The following is an 18,458-nucleotide window of genomic DNA, read 5'->3' as shown; positions in this document are numbered from 1 at the left end:
CAGCGTCTTCCTTGCCGTGCTTGGCGGTGACGATCGCGTCGTCGTGGTCCTTGCCCAGCGCCAGGGCCGGGATTTCCACGCCCTTCGGCAGCTTGATGTTGGACAGGTACACCACGTCGCCAGCAGCCAGGTCGGCCAGGTCGACTTCGATCGACTCCGGCAGGTCCTTCGGCAGGCAGCTGATGGTCACTTCCTTCAGTTCGTGGGTGACCACGACGTCGGCAGCCTTGCCAGCCGGCGAGGTGTCTTCGTTGATGAAGTGCAGCGGGACCGAAGCGGTCAGGGCTTCGTTCTCGTTCACGCGCTGGAAGTCCAGGTGCATGATCAGCTGCTTGTACGGATGGCGCTGCATGTCACGCAGCAGGACCTTCTGCACCTGGCCGTCCAGGTTCAGGTCCAGGATCGAGGCATAGAACCACTCGTTCTGCTGGGCCAGCCAGATTTCGTTGTGGTCCAGGCTGATGGCGACCGGCTCGGCGTTGCCGCCGTACACGATGGCCGGGATCACACCGGCGTGACGCAGGCGGCGGCTCGCACCCTTACGCTGCAGTTCACGCTTGGTGACCTTGATTTCATGGGTCTTCGACATTTTCGACTACTCAGGTTGTTGCCTTGCCCTGCGGCTTGGCGATTGAAGATGCTTCCGCGACCAGAAGCATCCGGGGAAGTCCTTGCCGTTGCCGGCACGGACGAAAAACTCAGTCCACGTACAGCGAGCTGACCGACTCGCCGAAGGCGATGCGGCGCATCGTTTCGGCCAGCATCTCCGCCACGCTCAGCTGGCGGATCTTGCTGCACACCCGCGCTGCGTCCTTCAGCGGGATGGTATCGGTCACCACCAGCTCGTCGAGCTGGGAATTGGTGATGTTGTCCACCGCCGGGCCCGACAGCACCGCGTGGGTGCAGTAGGCGGCGACCTTGAGCGCACCGCGCGCCTTCAGGGCAGCGGCAGCGGCGCACAGGGTGCCGGCGGTGTCGACGATGTCATCGACCATCACGCAGGTCTTGCCTTCGACGTCACCGATGATGTTCATCACGGTGGAGACGTTGGCACGCGGACGGCGCTTGTCGATGATCGCCAGGTCGGCATCATCCAGGCGCTTGGCCACGGCACGGGCGCGGACCACGCCGCCCACGTCCGGCGACACCACGATCAGGTTTTCCGTGCCGTAGGCGCGCCAGATGTCGGCCAGCAGCAGCGGGGAGGCATAAACGTTGTCGACCGGAATATCAAAGAAGCCCTGGATCTGGTCGGCGTGCAGGTCGACCGTCAGCACGCGATCAGCGCCAGCGGTGCTGAACATCTTCGCCGCCAGCTTGGCGGTGATCGGCACACGCGAGGAACGCATGCGGCGATCCTGGCGCGAGTAACCGAAGTATGGCACCACGGCGGTCACGCTGTTCACCGATGCGCGCTTGAGCGCGTCGATCAGCACCAGCAGTTCCATCAGGTTTTCCGCACTCGGCGCGCAGGTCGGCTGGATCACGAACACGTCCTGCTTGCGGACGTTCTCTTCGATCTCCACCTGCACTTCTCCATCGGAGAAATGCGAGACCAGCGCCTTGCCCGGGCGAACCCCCAGTTCCTTGCAGATGTTCTGCGCCAGACGTTTGTTGGCGTTGCCGGAAAAGACCAGCAGGTTCGGGGACTCTTGCATCATGATTGTCTCGGGCGGGGACGAGTGGCGGGGATCCGGTGGCGGCAAGGACCACGCCGGACCCTTGCTGCTGACAACACCGCGGTTGTTTCCACGTCCCGCGCGGATGATGCGCTGAAGGCGCGGACACAGCCGCATTGGCAGGGGCGGTAGGATTCGAACCTACGAATGCCAGGATCAAAACCTGGTGCCTTGGGCCTCTTGGCGACGCCCCTGCATTTGAAATCAGTGTTGCTCGAGTGCATCCAGCAGCGGCGAACGCGCAACGCCCGCAGCCACCCTGGCCCGCAACTCCTTCGGCAACTTCGCCCGCCCCTGCTGTGCGGCAGTCTGCGATGCGAATTCGACGAAACAACCACTTCCAGAACCGGTCAGTCGCGCGGTACCGATGTCGCTCAACGCGGCAAGTGCTGCCTCGACGGCAGGCTCGCGGCGGCGCAGCACCGGTTCGAACGCGTTCCCGACCAAGGCCCCGGAAGCGAAGTCGTCTATTTTCGCCACTGGGCTGTCGCGCGTCAAATCCGGGGCTGCGAACAGGACCGGGGTCGGAACATGAACGCCGGGCTCGACCACCACATACCAGGCCGGTGCCAGGGTGATCGGCTGCAGCCGCTCTCCCACACCTTCGGCCCAGGCGTTACGGCCACGCACGAACACCGGCACATCCGCGCCCAGGCGCAGGCCCAGCGCGGCCAACGCGTCCTCGTCCAGAGCGGCGTTCCAGAGCCGGTTCAGCGCCACCAGCACGGTGGCAGCGTCGGATGACCCACCGCCGAACCCACCGCCGGCCGAAATATGCTTTTCGACGATGATGTCGACACCTTGGTCGATTTTGGCGACCTCTTTCAGCATGCGAGCGGCACGTACGGCCAAATCGTCGGCCTCGTCCACACCCGGCAATCCCTCACCCTGCCGACGTACCTGGCCGTCTTCACGCAGGCGCAGGCCGATGCGGTCCCCCCAATCCAGCAGGCGGAACACGGTCTGCAGCTCGTGATAGCCGTCGGCGCGGCGGCCGGTGATATGAAGGAACAGGTTCAGCTTGGCCGGGGCCGGCCACCAGGACCAGCCCGCATCCTCCGCACCCGCGCTCATGGCGCGCCCTGCCCCCACTGGTCCACCAGCAGGCGAACCTTGGCGTCTCCGCTGCTGGCTTCGATCCGGCGCGGCAGGGACGGGCGCCCGGCCTCGGCGGGGTACCAGTCCAGGTACTGGATCTGCCAGCCCATCTGCTGCATGCGGCGCGGGCGGCCTTCGCCATCACGCTCGACCTTGCCCGCGCCGGCGGGATCGGCAACCGCCAGCCCACGCACCCACTCGGGCAGGGAGTTGACCGGGATTTCCCAGCCCGTGGCCTCCAGCAGCAGCTGCTGCGCGTCCTCGCCTTCACGCGGGCCGCCGGCCAGTCCCTCCAGGCGACCGCCTCCATGCTGGCTGTCGCCGGTCAGCTTCCAGCTCTGACGGGTCACGGGTGCACTGAGCTCGATCACGTAGCGCCGCCCGGCCTGCTGCCAGTCGATGCGTCCACTGCCACCGTCCTTGCCCTTGCTGACCGCTACCCGGCCCTGGAAGGACCACTCCGGCTGCGCCTGCAGCGCCGCCACCCGCGCGGCTTCGGCCTGTGCCGCTTCCGCCGACACGGTCTCGACCACGGCCGGCGCCGGTGTCTTCTGGGTGCCCAGCGACGTACAGGCAGTCATGGCGACGGTCGCCACTGCCAACAGCAGCGGCCGGAACAGGGAAACACTCATGGATTGAATTTCTCGCGGGCACGCTGCAGCGCGCGGTTGTCGGGGTCGAGCCTGGCCGCTTCCTCGAAGAAGTGGCGGGCCTCGTCATGCCGGCCGAGCACCCACAGCACTTCGCCGACGTGTGCGGCGATCTCCGGATCCTTGGCCAGGGTCCACGCACGACGCAGCTGCACCAGCGCCTCTTCGTTGCGGCCCAGGCGATACAGCACCCAGCCATAACTGTCGACGATGGCGGCATTGTCCGGCTCGGCCACGCGGGCACGGTCGATCAGTTCCAGCGCCTCCTGGTAGCGACCGGTGCGATCGGCCAGGGTGTAGCCCAGCGCATTCAGCGCCGGCACGTTCTCCGGCTCGGTGATCAGGATCTTGCGCAGGTCGGCCTCGGCACGGGCAATATCATCACGGCGTTCCCAGGCCAACGCACGCGCGTACAGCAGTGCATTCTCGTCCGGGTAAGCGGCCAGACCGCGGGCCAGCGCATCCAGTTCACCTGCATCGTCGCTGGCGCGCTGCCGCAGCTCCGCTTCCAGCAGATAGGCGTCGCGGCGCACCTCGTCGTCCACGCCGGCATCGGACTGGATCGCGTGTACCTCGTCCAGCGCCAGGCTCTGGCGCCCGGCAAGCGCCTGTGCGCTCGCCGCCCGCAGGCGGGCCTCGCTCAGTTCATCGCCGCCCGGCACGCTGTGATACCACTGCACCGCTTCCGGATAACGCTTCAGATACTCCGCGATCTTGCCCAGCAGCAGGCGCTGCGCCGGGTCCGGTTTGGCGGCCTGCCGCGACAGCTCGCTGTACAGGTTGGAAAGGGCCGCCTTGTCTCCCTGCTTGGCCAGCAGCGACGCCCGCATTCCCCAGGTCTGCACGTCCTGCGGCCCTACCGCCAGCACCCGCTCGGCGGCGGCCGGCTGGTTCAGGCTGTCGTAGGCAATGGCCACCGCGTTGCGCAGTTCCGGATCCTGGCGGGTCTTCGGTTCGACCTCGCGCAGCAGCGCCAGCGCGCGATCGGTCTGCCCCGCCTGCTGCAGCTGGCTGGCGCGCAGCAACGCCACGCGCGGCTCTTCCGGGAAGCGCTTGACCACCTCATCGATCATGCGCCGTGCCAGCTCCGGCTTTTCCATCCGCAGCGCCAGGCGACCGAATTCCTGCCAGGCCTCGATCTTCGGCGGGATGGCGTTGGCATCGACCAGCTCGCCCAGCACCTGCGCCGGCACGGCCGGATCGCGTCCACCGCCGACCAGCGCGGCCAGGGCAAACTTCCAGCCGCGGTCATCGCTGTCCTGCAGCAGGCTCTGCAGCTCGCTGCGGGCCGCCTTCACGTCGCCCTGGCGCATCGCCAGCGCACCGGCCGCGCTGCGCATGGCCAGCGACCGTGGCGCGCGCTGCTGCCACAGGGCCAGGCCCTGGGCGGCGCTGGCATCGTCGTTGGCCAGCATGGAAATACGGGTCGCGCGCTCGGCCAGGCCGGCATCGCCGTCGCTGCGCTGGGCGGCCTGCAGGTACCAGCGCGCCGCCTCGGCCAGCTTGCCGGCCTGCAGGGCGAACTCGCCGGCCATCACCGGCTCCAGTGCCAGTTCCTCGGTGGCGGCGCCCCGCGCCGGGGCCTTGGCGGGCGCCGCCGACAGGGCCTGGCTGCATGCCAGGGACAGCAGCAGAACACTGGGGATGCGAATCAATGCGGGCATCGTCGGCATCGGGGCCTTAAAATGTCGTCCAATGGCCAGCAGCTTATCGCAAGCAACTGAACAATGACCCTGTGGGTGCTCGGACTGAATCACCAGACCGCGCCGGTGGAACTGCGCGAGCGCGCGGCCTTCGCCGGCGATGCCTTGCCGCGCGCGCTCGGTTCGCTGCGCGACACCCCGCAGATTGCCGAGGCGGTGCTGCTGTCCACCTGCAACCGCACGGAACTGTACGCGGTGGCCGATTCGGCGCAGGCGCTGGACCAGTGGCTGCGCGGCCAGGCCGGCGACCTGCAGGGCTACCTGTACCAGCATGCTGATGCCGACGCCGTGCGCCACCTGTTCCGGGTCGCGACGGGCCTGGACTCGATGGTGCTGGGTGAACCGCAGATCCTGGGCCAGGTGAAGGATGCCTGGTCGACCGCGCGCGACCACGGTCTGCTTGGCCAGCGCCTGGACCGGCTGTTCCAGCAGACGTTCTCCGTGGCCAAGCGTGCGCGCACCGATACCCAGGTCGGCGCCAACCCGGTGTCGGTCGCCTCGGCCGCGGTGCGCCTGGCGCAGAATGCCTTTGCCCGCCTGGATGATTCCACCGTGCTGCTGGTCGGTGCGGGGGAAACCATCGAGCTGGCCGCACGCCACCTCAGCGAAGGCAAGGTGCGGCGGCTGTTGATCGCCAACCGCACGCTCGCCCATGCGCAGGAACTGGCCAGCCGTCATGGCGGCGTGGCCCTGCCGCTGACCGAGCTTGAACGCCATCTGGCCGAGGCCGACATCGTGTTCTCGGCCACCGCCGCACGCGAACCGGTGATCCACCGCGAGACCGTGGCCAATGCACTGCGTGCACGCCGGCACAAGCCGATGCTGCTGTTCGATCTGGCCGTGCCACGCGACATCGAGGCTGAGGTCGGCACGCTCAACGATGCCTTCCTGTACACCGTGGACGATCTGGAACGCGCGGTGGAGGACAATCGACGCGGCCGCCGCGAGGCCGCCGCCGAAGCCGAAGCCATCATCGACCTGCAGGTATCGCGCTTCGTCGAGACCCTGCAGGCCGGCGCCCACCACGCGCCGCTGCGGCAACTGCGTGCCTTCGGCGACGCCACCCGTGCCGAGCTGCTCGAACGTGCCCGTCAGCAGCTGGCCAACGGCAAGCCGGCCGAGGAGGTCATGGAACTGCTGGCCCACGGCCTGACCAACCGGCTCCTCCACCCCCCGACCGCTGCCTTGCGCGCGGCCGCGCTGAGCGGCGATGCCGACCTGACCCGCGCCGCCGAGCGCCTGTTCCCGGCCACGCCGGGTTACCGCCACCCACCCGTGAGAACCGATGACGCCGACCCTGCGCCGTAAGCTGGAAGCGCTGGCCGAGCGCCGCGAAGAACTGGAACGCCTGCTCGCCGAACCCGACGTGGTCGCCGACAACACCCGTTTCCGCGACCTTTCGCGCGAATTCGCCCAACTTGAACCGGTCGCCACCGCACTGGCCGACGAGGCGCGCGCCAAGGCCGACCTGGCCGCCGCCGAGGGCATGCGCGCCGATCCGGACCTGCGCGAGCTGGCCGATGAGGAAATCGCCTCGGCCCAGGCGCGCCTGCAGGAACTGGAGCAGGAGCTGGCCTTGCTGCTGGTGCCCCGCGACCCACGTGACGAGGGCAATCTGTTCCTGGAAGTCCGCGCCGGTACCGGTGGCGACGAAGCAGCGATCTTCGCCGGCGACCTGTTCCGCATGTACGCGCGCTATGCCGAGCGCCAGGGCTGGAAAGTCGAGATCGAGTCCGACAACCCCGGCGAGCACGGCGGCTACAAGGAAGTGGTGGCGCGCGTGGTCGGCCGTGGCGCCTTCTCGCGGCTGAAATTCGAATCCGGCACGCATCGCGTGCAGCGCGTGCCCGCCACCGAATCGCAGGGCCGCATCCACACCTCGGCGGCCACCGTGGCGATCATTCCGGAAGCGGACGAAGTCGATGACATCGTCATCAACCCCGCCGACCTGAAGGTCGACACCTTCCGCTCATCCGGTGCCGGTGGCCAGCACGTCAACAAGACCGAGTCGGCGATCCGCATCACCCACGTGCCGACCGGCGTGGTGGTGGAATGCCAGACCGAACGCAGCCAGCACGCGAACCGCGACAAGGCGATGAAACGCCTGAAGGCGCAGCTGCTCGACGCCGAGCGCCAGCGCCAGGACGCCGCGCAGGCCGAATCGCGTCGCCTGCAGGTCGGCAGTGGCGATCGCAGCCAGCGCATCCGCACCTACAATTTCCCGCAGGGGCGGATCACCGATCATCGTGTGGAAGGCCTGACCCTGTATGACCTGCCCAACATCCTCGCCGGCGATCTGGACCCGCTGCTGCAGCGCCTCAGCCACGAGCACCAGGTGGATGCCCTGGCCCAGCTGTCGGCGGGCTGACGTCGATGTCGGCCTGGCAGCAGCGGCAACAACTGCAGCAGGCGATCGCGCGCCAGCCCGGTGACTTCGTCGCCTGGGTGATGCTGGCCGATCTGGAACTGGAAGCCGGCGACATCGGCGCAGGCGAGCAGGCCGCGCGGCGTGCACTGCAGCTGCGGCCGGACCATCCCGAAGCACTGGCCCGACTGGGTCGCGTGGCATGGATGGCCGGTGCGCACGCCGACGCTGCGACGCTGCTGGGACAGGCTTCAGCGCGCGCTCCGGAGCATCCCGGCATCGCGCTGTGGCTGGGCCATGCCCTGGAAGATGCCGGCGACCCCGAGGGCGCGGCGGCCGCGTACCGGCGTGCACATGGGCTGATGCCCGACGAACCCTATATCGCCGCCCAGCGACTGGCATGGCAACGCCGCCTGTGCGACTGGCAGGACGTGGAGGCCCTGGCCGCGCAGGTGCGCGGCGCGGTCGCGACCGGGCAGGGCGCGATCGAGCCCTTTGCCTTCCTCAGCGAAGACGCCAGCGCCGCCGAGCAGCTGGCCTGCGCCCGCACGCGCGCCGCAGCGGTGGCCGCATCGGTGCGGCCGATGCCCGCTGTGAAGGTACGGACGCAGGGAGCCCTGCGGATCGGCTTCCTCTCCAACGGCTTCGGCGCACATCCGACCGGGTTGTTGACCGTTGCCCTGTTCGAGCAGCTGGGCCGCCACCCGGAACTGCAGCTGCATCTGTTCGCACTGAACCGGGACGATGGCAGCCGCATCCGCCAGCGGCTGCAGGCGGCAACCCGGCTGCACGATCTGGCGGGGCGCCGCCATGCCGACATCGCTGCCGCCATCCGTGCACAGGGCATCGACCTGCTGTTCGACCTGCGTGGCTGGGGCGGTGGCGGCGCGCCGGAAGTGCTGGCGCTGCGCCCTGCCCCGCTGCAACTCAACTGGCTGGCCTATCCCGGCACATCCGGCGCACCGTGGCTGGATGCGGTGATCGCCGATGCGTTCGTCCTGCCAGCGGCGTTGGCGCCCCACCACAGCGAGCGCGTGGTGTACCTGCCGCGCGCGTTCCAGCCCTCGGACAACACCCGCGCGCTCGAGCCGGCACCGGATCGCGCCGCGTGCGGCCTGCCTGGACACGGCGTGGTGTTCTGCTGCTTCAACAACAGCTACAAGCTCAACCCGCGCAGCATGGGGCGGGCGTTCGCCGTCCTGGCGGCGGTGCCTGGCAGCGTTCTATGGCTGTTGTCCGGCCCCGGCCAGGCCGATGCGCGCCTGCGGGCAGCGGCGCAGGCAGCGGGTCTGGACCCGGCGCGGCTGGTGTTCATGCCCAAGCTGCCGCATCCACAGTATCTGGCCCGCTATCAACTGGCCGATCTGTTCCTGGATACACACCCGTACAACGCGCACACCACGGCCTCCGACGCACTGTGGGCGGGCTGCCCGGTACTCACCTGCCCGGGCGAGACCTTCGCCGCGCGCGTGGCCGGCAGCCTCAACCATCACCTGGGCCTGGCACGGATGAACGTTGCCGACGATGCGGCGTTCATCGCCACCGCCCGTGCGCTCGGCAACGATCCGGCAGCGCTGGCCGCACTGCGCGCCGAACTGGCACAGGCCCGCGCGCGTAGCGGCGTGTTCGACATGGCCGGTTTCGCCCACGACCTTTCGGCACTGCTGCAACAGCTGGCGCACGAGCAGGGCTGGCAGGGCGTCGACGGCGCCTGAGCAACCGCTGCGCTAGGCTGGGCCCTCCTTTCCGCGCGGCATGACGATGGGCAAGCTCAAACGCAAGGACTACGACGAACTGCTGCTGCCGTTGCAGCTGGAACTGACCGCGATGGCCCGCTGGGTACAGCACAGCGGGCAGCGGCTGCTGGTGCTGTTCGAAGGCCGCGACACCGCCGGCAAGGGCGGCGCGATCCAGGCCATCAGCCAGCACCTCAATCCGCGCCAATGCCGGGTGGTGGCGCTGCCCAAGCCGACCGACCGCGAGGCGACACAGTGGTACTTCCAGCGCTACGTCGGGCACCTTCCGGCGGCGGGTGAGATCGTGCTGATGGATCGAAGCTGGTACAACCGCGCAGGTGTCGAGCGGGTCATGGGCTACTGCAGCGAGAGCGAGTACCAGCAGTTCCTGCGCCAGGCCCCGGTGTTCGAGCAGCTGCTGGTGGATGACGGCATCCTGTTGTTCAAGTACTGGCTGTGCGTGGACCAGGAGCAGCAGGAGAAGCGCTTCGCCGAGCGCCATATCGATCCCCTCAAGGGCTGGAAGCTGTCACCGGTCGACCTGAAATCGCGCAGCAAGTACAGCGCCTATACCGAAGCACGGGAGGCCATGCTGCGTGCCACCCATCGCGAAGGCGCGCCGTGGACCCTGGTGGACTTCAACGACCAGCGGCTGGGCAGGCTGACCCTGGTACGCAACCTGCTGGACCGGTTGCCCGACACCCGCGTGGACGCGCCTCTGCCGGAGCTGCCGAAGCTGAAGGGCAAGCTGCATCGCGAGCACTACGATGTGCTGAAGCCGATCGAGGACTTCCCGGTCGAGGAGTAGGGGTTGTCTGCAGGGCCTGCGGCCCTGCACCCGCTACGAGCAACGGCAGAAGCAGAAGCAGGTTTCCTGAGGGATGGCGGGGTGGGCCCGGTTGCGGGGGACGCCGTAAACCCATCCATGGGGGCTTGGCCGCGGCATCCATGCCGCGGACACCCCCGCAACCGGACCCACCCCGCCTTCGACAGTTTCCTGCGAGCTTCAGTAGATCCACGCATGGCGTCGATCTATCAGATTGCAGATATCTGTCAGAGGTGGGGCGGTGTCGGAGTGCGGGGTGTCAGCCGCATGGATGCGGCTGCCAAGCCTACAGGGACGTACTTGCGGCGTCCCCGCACTCCGACACCGCCCCGCCACCCCACGGTATGTCTGCTGTTGCTGTTGCTGTTGCGCGTAGCGGGTGCAGGGCCGCAGGCCCTGCCGGCACACCCACTACTTCGCAGCCGCGATCTGCTTCTCGATGTCGGCCGCCGTAACCGGGCCTAGGAAGCTGTGCGCCACCCGGCCCTGCGGATCGATCAGATGCGTCAGCGGCAGCCCCCGCGGCGTAGCGAAGTCCGCCGGCGGATCGAACGGATCGACGATCACGATCGGATAGGTCACCGGATGCTTGGTCAGGAACGACTGCATCTCCGGCACCTCGATGTCCTCATAGGCCAGGCCGACCACTTCGATGTTGCTGCGCATGGCGTGCAGCGCGGACAACTCCGGCATCTCCTTGCGGCATGGTGCGCACCACGTGGCCCAGAAATTCACCACCACCCACTTGCCCCGATGGGCCGCCAGGTCGTAATCGCTGCCATCGACGGCCTTCATCTTCAACGTGGGGAACTCGGCCGTGACACGCTCGGCCGGCGTGTCCTCGGCCGCAGGCGGTGCCGCCGGTGCGGGAGCCTGGGCCGGTGGCTGGCTGCTGGCCGGGGTCGCGTCCTGCGCAGGCTTGCAGGCCGCCAGGGCAAGCGCCACGGCCAATGGAACTGCCAGCAGCAGCGGAGTCGTGCGGGTCATGGGGTGTCTCCGGAATCGGGATAGATATCGCTGACGCGACGCTTGAGGCGCTCACGCAGAGGCAGGCGCAGTTCATCCAGCGCCGCCAGCGCGGCCTGGCCCAGGCTGTCTTCGCGGTAGGGCAGATGCTGCTCCGCCACCGGGATGCGCAGTTGGGTGCATTCGTACAGATCGGCCAGACTGACCTGGTCCAGGTCGCGCGCGAGCAGCCATTCACCCCGCTCGTCGCGGCGCAGCAGGCCGATGGCCTCCAGTTTGCAGGCCAGGTCCTGCAGCAGCGAGTCGGTCAGCATCGGCTCCAGCCGCAGGATCTCGTCATCGGCCAGCCCCCTGCCCCGGGCACGCGCCTGGTGGAAGCGGCCGAGCAGGCGCAGCAGCCCATAGAATTCATAGCCCTGCGGCAGGCGCAGCTCGACCGGCTGGTAGCGGAACGCCGCCATCGACGATGCCAGCGATGCGCCAAGCAGCACCGCCACCCAGCACAGATAGATCCACAGCAGCAGGATCGGCACGAACGCGACCGTGCCATAGAGCTTCTGGTAGGACTGGAAACTGCCCAGGTAGGCACCGATGCCCCACTTCACCAGCTCCAGGATCACCGCCGCCAGGATCGCGCCGGGGACGGCGTGCCGCCATTTCACCGTATGGTGCGGCACGACCCGGAACATCAGGCTGATGCAGACGAATTCGATCAGCACCGGTGCCAGCCGCAGCGACAGGTCGGCCAGCCAGCGCCCCTCCTGGGTCCCGAACAGCGGCATTGCCAGTACCCGTGCCGACACTGCCAGCGAGGCGGCGGCAAGCATCGCGCCCAGGGTCAGCACGGTCCAGTAGACCAGGAAGCGGGTCAGCTTGGGCCGGGTCGATCCGACCCGCCAGATCTTGTTGAACGTCTCTTCCACGCTGTTGAGGGTGATCAGCAGCGAGACGACCAGGGCGATGAAGCCGGCCGCGGTGAGCTGGCCAGCGCTGGCCGAGAACTGCCGCAGGTAGCCTTCGGCGGCGCGTGCGGCATTGGGCACGAAGTTGGAGAAGACATAGTCGCTGAGCTGATCGCTCCAGCGGTCGAAGACCGGGAAGGCCGAAAGCACGCCGAACACCACGATCGCCAGCGGAACCAGGGCGAATACCGTGGTGTAGGCCAGTGCGGCGGCCGCCTGGAACAGGCGGTCATCGAGAAAGCGGTGCCACAGGAAGCGGCCGAAGCTGGCGGCACGCGCACGATCGCGCGCGCGTTCCATCCATAGGTTGAGCGTATCCAGAGGTTCCATCGGCGCAAGGGTACCCGATGCGGAATGCACGCAGGATAGCCATACTGGCGTCCACACGATGAGGAGACCTGGGCACGATGGGCGAGATCCTGGTGCTTTACTACAGCCGCGGTGGCTCGGTGGCACGGCTGGCGCGCCAGATCGCGCGGGGAATCGGCGAGGTGCCGGGAATGGTGGCGCGGCTGCGCACGGTGCCGCCGGTGGCGGCCGTGACCCAGACCGCACAGCCGCCGGTGCCCGACGATGGCGCCCCCTACGTGAGCGTGCAGGATCTGGCCGACTGCCAGGGGCTGCTGCTGGGCAGTCCGACGCGGTTCGGCAACATGGCCGCGCCGGTCAAGCACTTCCTCGATGGACTCGGTGCTGAATGGGTCAATGGCACGCTTGCGGGCAAGCCCGCCGGCGTGTTCACCTCGACCGCATCAATGCACGGCGGGCAGGAATCGACCCTGCTGACCATGCAGGTGCCGTTGCTGCATCACGGCTGCCTGATCGTCGGCATTCCGTTCACCGAACCGGGTTTGAGCCACACCACCAGCGGCGGCACGCCCTACGGCGCCAGCCATGTGGCGGGAGCGGCCGATGACCCGCAGCCGACCGATGATGAGGCGGTGCTGGCGCGGGCGCTGGGCCGTCGCGTCGCCGATATCGCGCAGCGGCTGGCCCGATGAACGCCGCGCCGCGTACGGTTCTGCTGCTGGCCCTGATGGGTCTGGCCGCGCTGTTTGCAGGCTGGTTCATCAACGACAAGCACTGGCTGGCCACCCAGCTGGTGTTCACCGCCCCACCGCTTGCACTGGCCATCGCCCTGCGCCTGGGCTGGCGCAAGGCAGGGTTCTGGGCCTCCGTGCTGGCGCTGGGCTGGTTCAGCCATGGCGTGATGAGCGCCTGGAGCCACCCGGAAACGCGCTGGCTGGCCTTGCTCGAGATTGCCCTGGCACTGACCGTGATCTTCGCCGCCAGCCTGCCGGGCCTGCGCGCACGCTTCGGCAGGCGACGCTGACGCTGCGCCTCCCGGGCCGTATCATCTGCGTTCCCGGCCCCGCGCCGCTGCACCTGTCCTGGTTTCGCGCATGCACATGATGGAAGAGCTCCTGGTCGTCACCACCGGTGGCACGATCGACAAGATCTACTTCGACGACAAGTCGGACTACCAGATCGGCGATCCGCAGATCGGCATGATCCTGCGCGAGCTGGGGGTGACGTTCCGCTTCAACGTGATTCCGATCCTGCGCAAGGACTCGCTGCACATCAACGATGAGGACCGCGAGCTGATCCGGGCCACCATCGCGGCGCAGCCGACCCGGCATGTGCTGGTGACCCATGGCACCGATTCGATGGTGCAGACCGGCAAGGTGCTGGCGACGATCGCGGACAAGACCATCGTGATGACCGGCGCGCTCAGTCCGGCACGTTTCCGCGGTTCGGACGCGGAGTTCAACATCGGCTGCGCGATCGGCGCGGTACAGTCGCTGCCGGCCGGCGTCTACATCGCGATGAACGGGCGGATTTTCGACCCGCAGCACGTGCGCAAGAACGTTGCCGCAAACCGCTTCGAATCGGTTTGAGGAACGGAGTGCCGACCAAGGTCGGCACCCACCACGACGCGGCGGCACGCACCACCGCGCGGCCCCATGCGAAAACGCCCCGGCCGAAGCCAGGGCGTGCCCTAGGAGAGGGTCTTGGGCTCAGTACTGGGCGTTGAGGGTCACGCCCGAGAAGGTGCTGTAGGCCTTCACCCGTACGTACCAGGTACCGGCAGCGGGGCTGTTGACCGTGCAGGTTTCGCTGTTGCCGCTCAGGTACGGACGGCACGTGTAGGCGGTATCGGTCGGCGCGCTGCCCTGCCGGAGGTACAGGTCGGCATCACCGCTGCCGCCGCTGATCGTCACCCGCAGCTGGCTGCTGCCGGACGGGACATTGACGGTGTAGTTCAGCGAAGCGCCCGATGCGGCACCCAGTCCGCTCACCGGTACATTGTTCTGCAGCACGGTGCCGCCCGGGTTCGGGTTGCCACCGCCATTGATCGCTGCCGCCACTGCAGCATCGGCGTCGATGATGCCGGCGCCACAGCCACCCGAACAGGCACCCGGCAGCGGCCGAGCGGTGCTCTTGATGATGCTTTCCACCTGGGCCGGGCTCAGCGGGCTCGGTGCGACCGACTGCATCAGCGCGACCACGCCGGCCACGTGCGGTGCTGCCATCGAGGTGCCGTTGTACGAGGCATAGCTGGCGCTGCCCGGCGTGGTGGTGCCGGTGTTGAGAGTGGACAGGATGCCCTGGCCCGGCGCGGAGATGTCGATGCCCGTGCCGTAGTTGGAGAAGCTGGCACGTGCGCCCGCCGACGTGGTGGCCGCCACCGCGATCACGTTCGGGCAGTTGGCCGGTACCGATGAAGACACGTTGGTGTTGCTGTTGCCTGCGGCCACCACCACCGTGGTGCCACGGCCGACGGCGCCGTTGATCGCGTTCTGGTAGGTGGTCGAGCAGCTGCCGCCGCCGCCCAGCGAGAGGTTGATGACCTCGGCCGGATTGGCATTGGCCGGCACGCCGCTGACAGTGCCGCCGGAGGCCCACACAATGGCGTCGGCGATGTCGGAGGTGTAGCCACCGCACTTGCCGAGCACGCGCACCGGCACGACCTTGGCATTGAAGGCAGTACCCGCCACGCCGGTGCTGTTGTTGGTCACCGCTGCGACGGTGCCGGCAACGTGGGTGCCGTGCCAGCTGGAGTTGGAGGCCGGGTAGCCTGCGCCACATTCGTTGGCGGCGTACCAGTCACCCTCGTCGTTGGGATTGCTGTCGCGGCCACCGCCGTCGCGTGCCATTGCCGCGTCGCTGATGAAGTCATAGCCGGGCAGGATGTTGGCGTTCAGATCGGGGTGGTTGGTGATGCCGGTGTCGATCACCGCGACGACCACGCCGGTGCCGGTGGCCTTGTCCCAGGCCGGGCGCACGTTGATCGAGGCGTTGGACGTACCGAACCCCCACTGTTCGCTGAAGCGGGTGTCGTTCGGCGTCAGCGTCGCGCGCATGATCTGGTCGACTTCCACGTATTCGACGTTGGGGTCGGCGGCGAGCTTGCGCATCAGCAGTTCGGATTCGGCCTGGTCCAGCGGACGATCGGTCCTGACCAGGGTCGGGCCGACGGCCAGCTTGCGGACCTGCTGCAGGCCCAGCGCGCGGCCCTGGCTGCTGGCAAGGCCCGCAGCCGCTGTCTTCAGCGACGATGCCAGGGCGGTGGTGTTGGCCACCGGCGCACTGCCGTCGCGATACTTGACGATGAAACGCTGGTGCGTCGGCGCGGACTGCAGCCCGCTGAGCTGGACATCACCGGCCAGCGCAGGCGTGGCCAGCAGCAGCGATGAAAGAACGGAAGCACCAAGGACCACCCACACTCGACGCACACGCGGTTGCGTTACCTGGGACATCGTATTTCCCTTTCTAGTGGTGTGAATGCCGGAATCGGCAGAAACACCGGCCCGAACCATGGGCTGGCTTGCGTTGGCGAGGTTCGGAGTCCGGCGAGCCAGCGGATCCCCCTTACGATCCGCCGTGCCGATGACGCTAATGGCCTAAACCGGACACCACAATATTTTCAGTGTCTTTTCAGGAACATGAAATGTTCGATCTGAGACTTTCCGGGTCGAGGGTTTGTGAAGATGAAGGAACTTTCGCGCCACGCGCACGAACCTGACTGGGCAGATGTCCTGTCCACCGATGACTTTGCCGACATCGGCGGCCGGCCTCCCCCGTAAACGACGAAGGCCCGTCGCGGGGACGGGCCTTCGGGGAACAGCGCCGCCGGGCATGGGCCCGGCGCTACAGCCTGGCGGGAGGATCAGCCCAGCCTGACCAGCCAGTTGTGACGGTCCGGGAGGCGGCCGTACTGGATGTCGGTCAGTTCCTTGCGCAGCGACATGGTCACTTCGCCGGCCGGCGCGTTGAGGTCGCCCACCGAGAAGCCTTCGCCCTTGAGCTGGCCGATCGGGGTCACCACCGCAGCGGTGCCGCAGGCGAACACCTCGCTGATCGCACCGGATGCAACGCCGTCCTTCCACTCGTCGATGCTGACCTTGCGCTCCTCGACCTTCATGCCGCGGTCGCGGGCCAGCTGCAGGATGCTCTCGCGGGTGATGCCTTCCAGGATGCTGCCCGACAGCTGCGGCGTGACCAGGGTGCCGTCCTTGTAGACCAGGAAGACGTTCATGCCGCCCAGTTCCTCCAGGTACTTGCCCTCGACCGGGTCGAGGAACAGCACCTGCGAGCAGCCCTGCGCCTGGGCCTTCTGCTGCGGCAGCAGCGAGGCGGCGTAATTGCCACCGCACTTGGCCGCGCCGGTGCCGCCCTTGGCCGCACGCGCATATTCGGTGGACAGCCAGATCGACACCGGTGCCACGCCCTTGGCGAAGTACGGACCGGCCGGGCTGGCGATGACGTAATAGCCGGCCTTGTGCGCGCCACGCACGCCGAGGAAGGCCTCGTCGCCAATCATGAACGGGCGGAAGTACAGGCTGGACTCATCCGCCGACGGCACCCAGGCGCTGTCCACGGCGATCAGCTGTTTCAGCGACTCGACGAAGATCTCCACCGGCAGTTCCGGCAGCGCCAGGCGCTGTGCCGAGCGCTGCAGGCGACGGCCGTTGGCATCCGGGCGGAAGGTCCAGATCGAGCCGTCGGCGTGGCGGTAGGCCTTGATGCCCTCGAAGATCTCCTGGCCGTAATGCAGCACGGCCGCTGCCGGGTCCAGCTGCAACGGGCCATAGGCACGCACGTTGGCGTTGTGCCAGCCGGTGTCCTTGTCCCACCGCACTTCCACCATGTGGTCGGTGAAGTGCAGGCCGAAACCCGGCTTCTCCAGGATCGTGGCGCGCTCTTCAGCGCTGCGCGGGTGGTCCGAACGGGTGACGGCGAAGCTGGGGATGGACTGGGACACCGGAGGATTCCTGTTCTGGTTGCGGGTAGTGCCAGGCCCGCGTCACTGCGGGCCCTGGGTCAAAGCATGCCGGTCTCGAGACGGGCCGCCTCGGACATCATGTGCTGGTTCCATGGCGGATCGAACACCAGCTCGACGTCGGCCTCGGCCACCGTCGGGATCATTTCCAGCTTGCTGCGCACGTCGTCGACCAGGATGTCACCCATGCCGCACGCGGGCGCGGTCAGGGTCATCTTCACGTCGATCTCGCGCTGGCCCTCGTCCAGATGCTTGATCTCGACCTCGTAGACGAGGCCCAGTTCGACGATGTTCACCGGAATTTCCGGATCGAAGCAGGTGCGAAGCTGCTGCCATACCAGTTGCTCCACCTGTTCGTCGGTGGCGTCGGCCGGCAGTTCCAGCGGAGCGGGTGCTTCCTTGCCGATGGCGTCGCCATCCTTGCCGGCGATGCGGAACAGGTTGCCTTCGACAAATACCGAATAGCTGCCGCCCAGCGCCTGGGTGATGTACCCATAGCTGCCGGCGGGCAGGGTCACGGTGTCGCCCTGCGGGACCATCACGGCCTCGCAATCGCGTTCGAAGTGGACAGGTTCGCTGCTACGGGAATACATGGGGACCGATATGGGGCCGTGGCCATGGCCACGCAAGACGGCATTCTAGCCCAGCCGTCCTGCGCCCGCCGGTGCACCGCGGCAAACCACAGTATCCTGTGGGTGACTTTCAGGAAGCTTCGATGTCCTCCAATGCCGCGCGTGCCAGGACCGTGACCTGGCTCTGGCCCTTCATGCTGCTGCTGGGCCTGGTTGTTGCTCCCCTCGCCTGGATGCTGCTGGCCCTGATGACCGGCCGCCAGGTCGGCTGGATGGCAGTGCTGACCGCTCTGGAACTGGTGTTCATGCTGCGTCTGGGCACACTCGGTCCCGGCCGTCTTCGCGTGGCCTTGGTGGTGGCCGGCACGCTGCTGGTGGCGGCGGTGGCGAACTGGGCCATCGCCAGCGCCTGGATGGGCGGCTCGATGGGGCTCAACCCCTGGGATGCCTCGCTGCGCATGGGCCCGCATCTGGCCTGGACGCTGATCAACCTGGCCAATGGCGCGATGGAATGGCTGTGGCTGGCGATCGGCGTGGCCGTCGGCGCCTGGCTGGCGCGCTGATCGCACCTGACGTGGGTAGCGCCGGGCCATGCCCGGCGAGCGCAGCGGCGTGCG

At 67.8% G+C, this 18,458-nt stretch carries 18 protein-coding genes and 1 tRNA gene; 8 read left to right on the top strand and 11 right to left on the bottom strand.

The window, feature by feature from the left end:
• The 6 genes from AC06FB_RS16885 to AC06FB_RS16860 all read right to left on the bottom strand — a co-directional run.
• The coding region (locus AC06FB_RS16885; protein WP_279935862.1) for a 50S ribosomal protein L25/general stress protein Ctc at positions 1 to 589 on the bottom strand (589 nt) is incomplete at its 3' end.
• Positions 590 to 698: 109 nt separating this feature from the next.
• Positions 699 to 1,658, bottom strand: a complete 960-nt coding sequence (locus AC06FB_RS16880) for a ribose-phosphate diphosphokinase (protein WP_053520289.1) — start codon at positions 1,656 to 1,658, stop codon at positions 699 to 701.
• Positions 1,659 to 1,796: 138 nt separating this feature from the next.
• Positions 1,797 to 1,873: transfer RNA gene (locus AC06FB_RS16875), tRNA-Gln, on the bottom strand.
• 10 nt (positions 1,874 to 1,883) lie between these two features.
• Complete coding sequence (gene ispE, locus AC06FB_RS16870) at positions 1,884 to 2,753, bottom strand: 4-(cytidine 5'-diphospho)-2-C-methyl-D-erythritol kinase (protein WP_478053916.1); 870 nt, start codon at positions 2,751 to 2,753, stop codon at positions 1,884 to 1,886.
• A complete protein-coding gene (gene lolB / locus AC06FB_RS16865; RefSeq protein ID WP_065182863.1) occupies positions 2,750 to 3,409 on the bottom strand; it encodes a lipoprotein insertase outer membrane protein LolB in 660 nt (219 codons plus the stop codon). The genes ispE and lolB overlap by 4 nt, the downstream gene beginning before the upstream one ends.
• Complete coding sequence (locus AC06FB_RS16860; RefSeq protein WP_478053915.1) at positions 3,406 to 5,091, bottom strand: tetratricopeptide repeat protein; 1,686 nt, start codon at positions 5,089 to 5,091, stop codon at positions 3,406 to 3,408. The genes lolB and AC06FB_RS16860 overlap by 4 nt, the downstream gene beginning before the upstream one ends.
• 63 nt (positions 5,092 to 5,154) lie before the next feature.
• On the opposite strand from AC06FB_RS16860, the gene hemA reads away from it, so the two are divergent.
• Genes hemA through ppk2 form a run of 4 tightly spaced genes read left to right on the top strand, consistent with a single transcriptional unit; the run spans position 5,155 to position 10,039 of the window.
• Positions 5,155 to 6,438: a glutamyl-tRNA reductase gene (hemA, locus tag AC06FB_RS16855; protein WP_180875738.1), complete on the top strand. Its 1,284-nt coding sequence runs from the start codon at positions 5,155 to 5,157 to the stop codon at positions 6,436 to 6,438.
• Positions 6,416 to 7,498 carry a peptide chain release factor 1 gene (gene prfA / locus AC06FB_RS16850; protein ID WP_053520283.1) on the top strand — a complete coding sequence of 361 codons (1,083 nt, stop codon included), beginning with the start codon at positions 6,416 to 6,418 and terminating at the stop codon, positions 7,496 to 7,498. The genes hemA and prfA overlap by 23 nt, the downstream gene beginning before the upstream one ends.
• A gap of 5 nt (positions 7,499 to 7,503) precedes the next feature.
• Complete coding sequence (locus AC06FB_RS16845; RefSeq protein ID WP_478053914.1) at positions 7,504 to 9,210, top strand: O-linked N-acetylglucosamine transferase, SPINDLY family protein; 1,707 nt, start codon at positions 7,504 to 7,506, stop codon at positions 9,208 to 9,210.
• Between the two features lie 46 nt (positions 9,211 to 9,256).
• On the top strand, positions 9,257 to 10,039 hold the full coding sequence (gene ppk2, locus AC06FB_RS16840) for a polyphosphate kinase 2 (protein WP_053520281.1): 783 nt from the start codon (positions 9,257 to 9,259) through the stop codon (positions 10,037 to 10,039).
• Between the two features lie 429 nt (positions 10,040 to 10,468).
• Here the strand turns inward: ppk2 and AC06FB_RS16835 are convergent, their stop codons facing one another.
• Positions 10,469 to 11,044: a TlpA family protein disulfide reductase gene (locus tag AC06FB_RS16835; RefSeq protein WP_253119338.1), complete on the bottom strand. Its 576-nt coding sequence runs from the start codon at positions 11,042 to 11,044 to the stop codon at positions 10,469 to 10,471.
• Entirely contained in the window at positions 11,041 to 12,315 is a 1,275-nt protein-coding gene (locus AC06FB_RS16830; RefSeq protein ID WP_053519156.1) for a YihY family inner membrane protein, read from the bottom strand. Before AC06FB_RS16830 ends, AC06FB_RS16835 begins: the two co-directional genes overlap by 4 nt.
• Before the next feature lie 77 nt (positions 12,316 to 12,392).
• On the opposite strand from AC06FB_RS16830, the gene wrbA reads away from it, so the two are divergent.
• The 3 genes from wrbA (at position 12,393) to AC06FB_RS16815 (ending at position 13,883) form a co-directional block, all read left to right on the top strand.
• The gene (gene wrbA / locus AC06FB_RS16825) at positions 12,393 to 12,986 is read left to right on the top strand and encodes an NAD(P)H:quinone oxidoreductase (RefSeq protein WP_053519154.1); all 594 of its coding nucleotides are present in this window, start codon (positions 12,393 to 12,395) and stop codon (positions 12,984 to 12,986) included.
• The gene (locus AC06FB_RS16820) at positions 12,983 to 13,318 is read left to right on the top strand and encodes a DUF2069 domain-containing protein (protein WP_065175995.1); all 336 of its coding nucleotides are present in this window, start codon (positions 12,983 to 12,985) and stop codon (positions 13,316 to 13,318) included. Before wrbA ends, AC06FB_RS16820 begins: the two co-directional genes overlap by 4 nt.
• A 79-nt stretch (positions 13,319 to 13,397) precedes the next feature.
• Positions 13,398 to 13,883 carry an asparaginase domain-containing protein gene (locus AC06FB_RS16815; RefSeq protein WP_053519164.1) on the top strand — a complete coding sequence of 162 codons (486 nt, stop codon included), beginning with the start codon at positions 13,398 to 13,400 and terminating at the stop codon, positions 13,881 to 13,883.
• A 120-nt stretch (positions 13,884 to 14,003) separates the two neighbouring features.
• Here AC06FB_RS16815 and AC06FB_RS16810 read toward each other — a convergent pair whose 3' ends face one another.
• From AC06FB_RS16810 to sufT, 3 genes are all read right to left on the bottom strand, one after another.
• Positions 14,004 to 15,746, bottom strand: coding sequence for a S8 family peptidase (locus tag AC06FB_RS16810; RefSeq protein ID WP_193396239.1), 1,743 nt, complete (start codon positions 15,744 to 15,746; stop codon positions 14,004 to 14,006).
• 410 nt (positions 15,747 to 16,156) lie between these two features.
• On the bottom strand, positions 16,157 to 17,251 hold the full coding sequence (locus tag AC06FB_RS16805) for a branched-chain amino acid aminotransferase (protein ID WP_053519148.1): 1,095 nt from the start codon (positions 17,249 to 17,251) through the stop codon (positions 16,157 to 16,159).
• A 59-nt stretch (positions 17,252 to 17,310) separates the two neighbouring features.
• Positions 17,311 to 17,862 (bottom strand): putative Fe-S cluster assembly protein SufT, encoded by a 552-nt coding sequence (sufT, locus tag AC06FB_RS16800; protein ID WP_004144911.1) that lies wholly within the window; start codon positions 17,860 to 17,862, stop codon positions 17,311 to 17,313.
• A gap of 122 nt (positions 17,863 to 17,984) precedes the next feature.
• Between sufT and AC06FB_RS16795 the strand changes: the two genes are divergently transcribed.
• Positions 17,985 to 18,404, top strand: coding sequence for a hypothetical protein (locus AC06FB_RS16795; protein ID WP_053519146.1), 420 nt, complete (start codon positions 17,985 to 17,987; stop codon positions 18,402 to 18,404).
• Positions 18,405 to 18,458 lie beyond the last annotated feature (54 nt).

The organism is Stenotrophomonas sp. Steno-C15, from assembly GCF_056393265.1.
Note: the sequence above shows the minus strand (reverse complement) of the source record. Positions and strands in the feature narration are given on the sequence as shown.

Excerpts from the sequence above, each read along its gene's own strand:
- AC06FB_RS16880 (WP_053520289.1), bottom strand. The coding sequence starts at position 1,658 with ATGCAAGAGTCCCCGAACCTGCTGGTCTTTTCCGGCAACGCCAACAAA.
- ispE (WP_478053916.1), bottom strand. The coding sequence starts at position 2,753 with ATGAGCGCGGGTGCGGAGGATGCGGGCTGGTCCTGGTGGCCGGCCCCG.
- lolB (WP_065182863.1), bottom strand. The coding sequence starts at position 3,409 with ATGAGTGTTTCCCTGTTCCGGCCGCTGCTGTTGGCAGTGGCGACCGTC.
- AC06FB_RS16860 (WP_478053915.1), bottom strand. The coding sequence starts at position 5,091 with ATGCCCGCATTGATTCGCATCCCCAGTGTTCTGCTGCTGTCCCTGGCA.
- hemA (WP_180875738.1), top strand. The coding sequence starts at position 5,155 with ATGACCCTGTGGGTGCTCGGACTGAATCACCAGACCGCGCCGGTGGAA.
- prfA (WP_053520283.1), top strand. The coding sequence starts at position 6,416 with ATGACGCCGACCCTGCGCCGTAAGCTGGAAGCGCTGGCCGAGCGCCGC.
- AC06FB_RS16845 (WP_478053914.1), top strand. The coding sequence starts at position 7,504 with ATGTCGGCCTGGCAGCAGCGGCAACAACTGCAGCAGGCGATCGCGCGC.
- ppk2 (WP_053520281.1), top strand. The coding sequence starts at position 9,257 with ATGGGCAAGCTCAAACGCAAGGACTACGACGAACTGCTGCTGCCGTTG.
- AC06FB_RS16835 (WP_253119338.1), bottom strand. The coding sequence starts at position 11,044 with ATGACCCGCACGACTCCGCTGCTGCTGGCAGTTCCATTGGCCGTGGCG.
- AC06FB_RS16830 (WP_053519156.1), bottom strand. The coding sequence starts at position 12,315 with ATGGAACCTCTGGATACGCTCAACCTATGGATGGAACGCGCGCGCGAT.
- wrbA (WP_053519154.1), top strand. The coding sequence starts at position 12,393 with ATGGGCGAGATCCTGGTGCTTTACTACAGCCGCGGTGGCTCGGTGGCA.
- AC06FB_RS16820 (WP_065175995.1), top strand. The coding sequence starts at position 12,983 with ATGAACGCCGCGCCGCGTACGGTTCTGCTGCTGGCCCTGATGGGTCTG.
- AC06FB_RS16815 (WP_053519164.1), top strand. The coding sequence starts at position 13,398 with ATGGAAGAGCTCCTGGTCGTCACCACCGGTGGCACGATCGACAAGATC.
- AC06FB_RS16810 (WP_193396239.1), bottom strand. The coding sequence starts at position 15,746 with ATGTCCCAGGTAACGCAACCGCGTGTGCGTCGAGTGTGGGTGGTCCTT.
- sufT (WP_004144911.1), bottom strand. The coding sequence starts at position 17,862 with ATGTATTCCCGTAGCAGCGAACCTGTCCACTTCGAACGCGATTGCGAG.
- AC06FB_RS16795 (WP_053519146.1), top strand. The coding sequence starts at position 17,985 with ATGTCCTCCAATGCCGCGCGTGCCAGGACCGTGACCTGGCTCTGGCCC.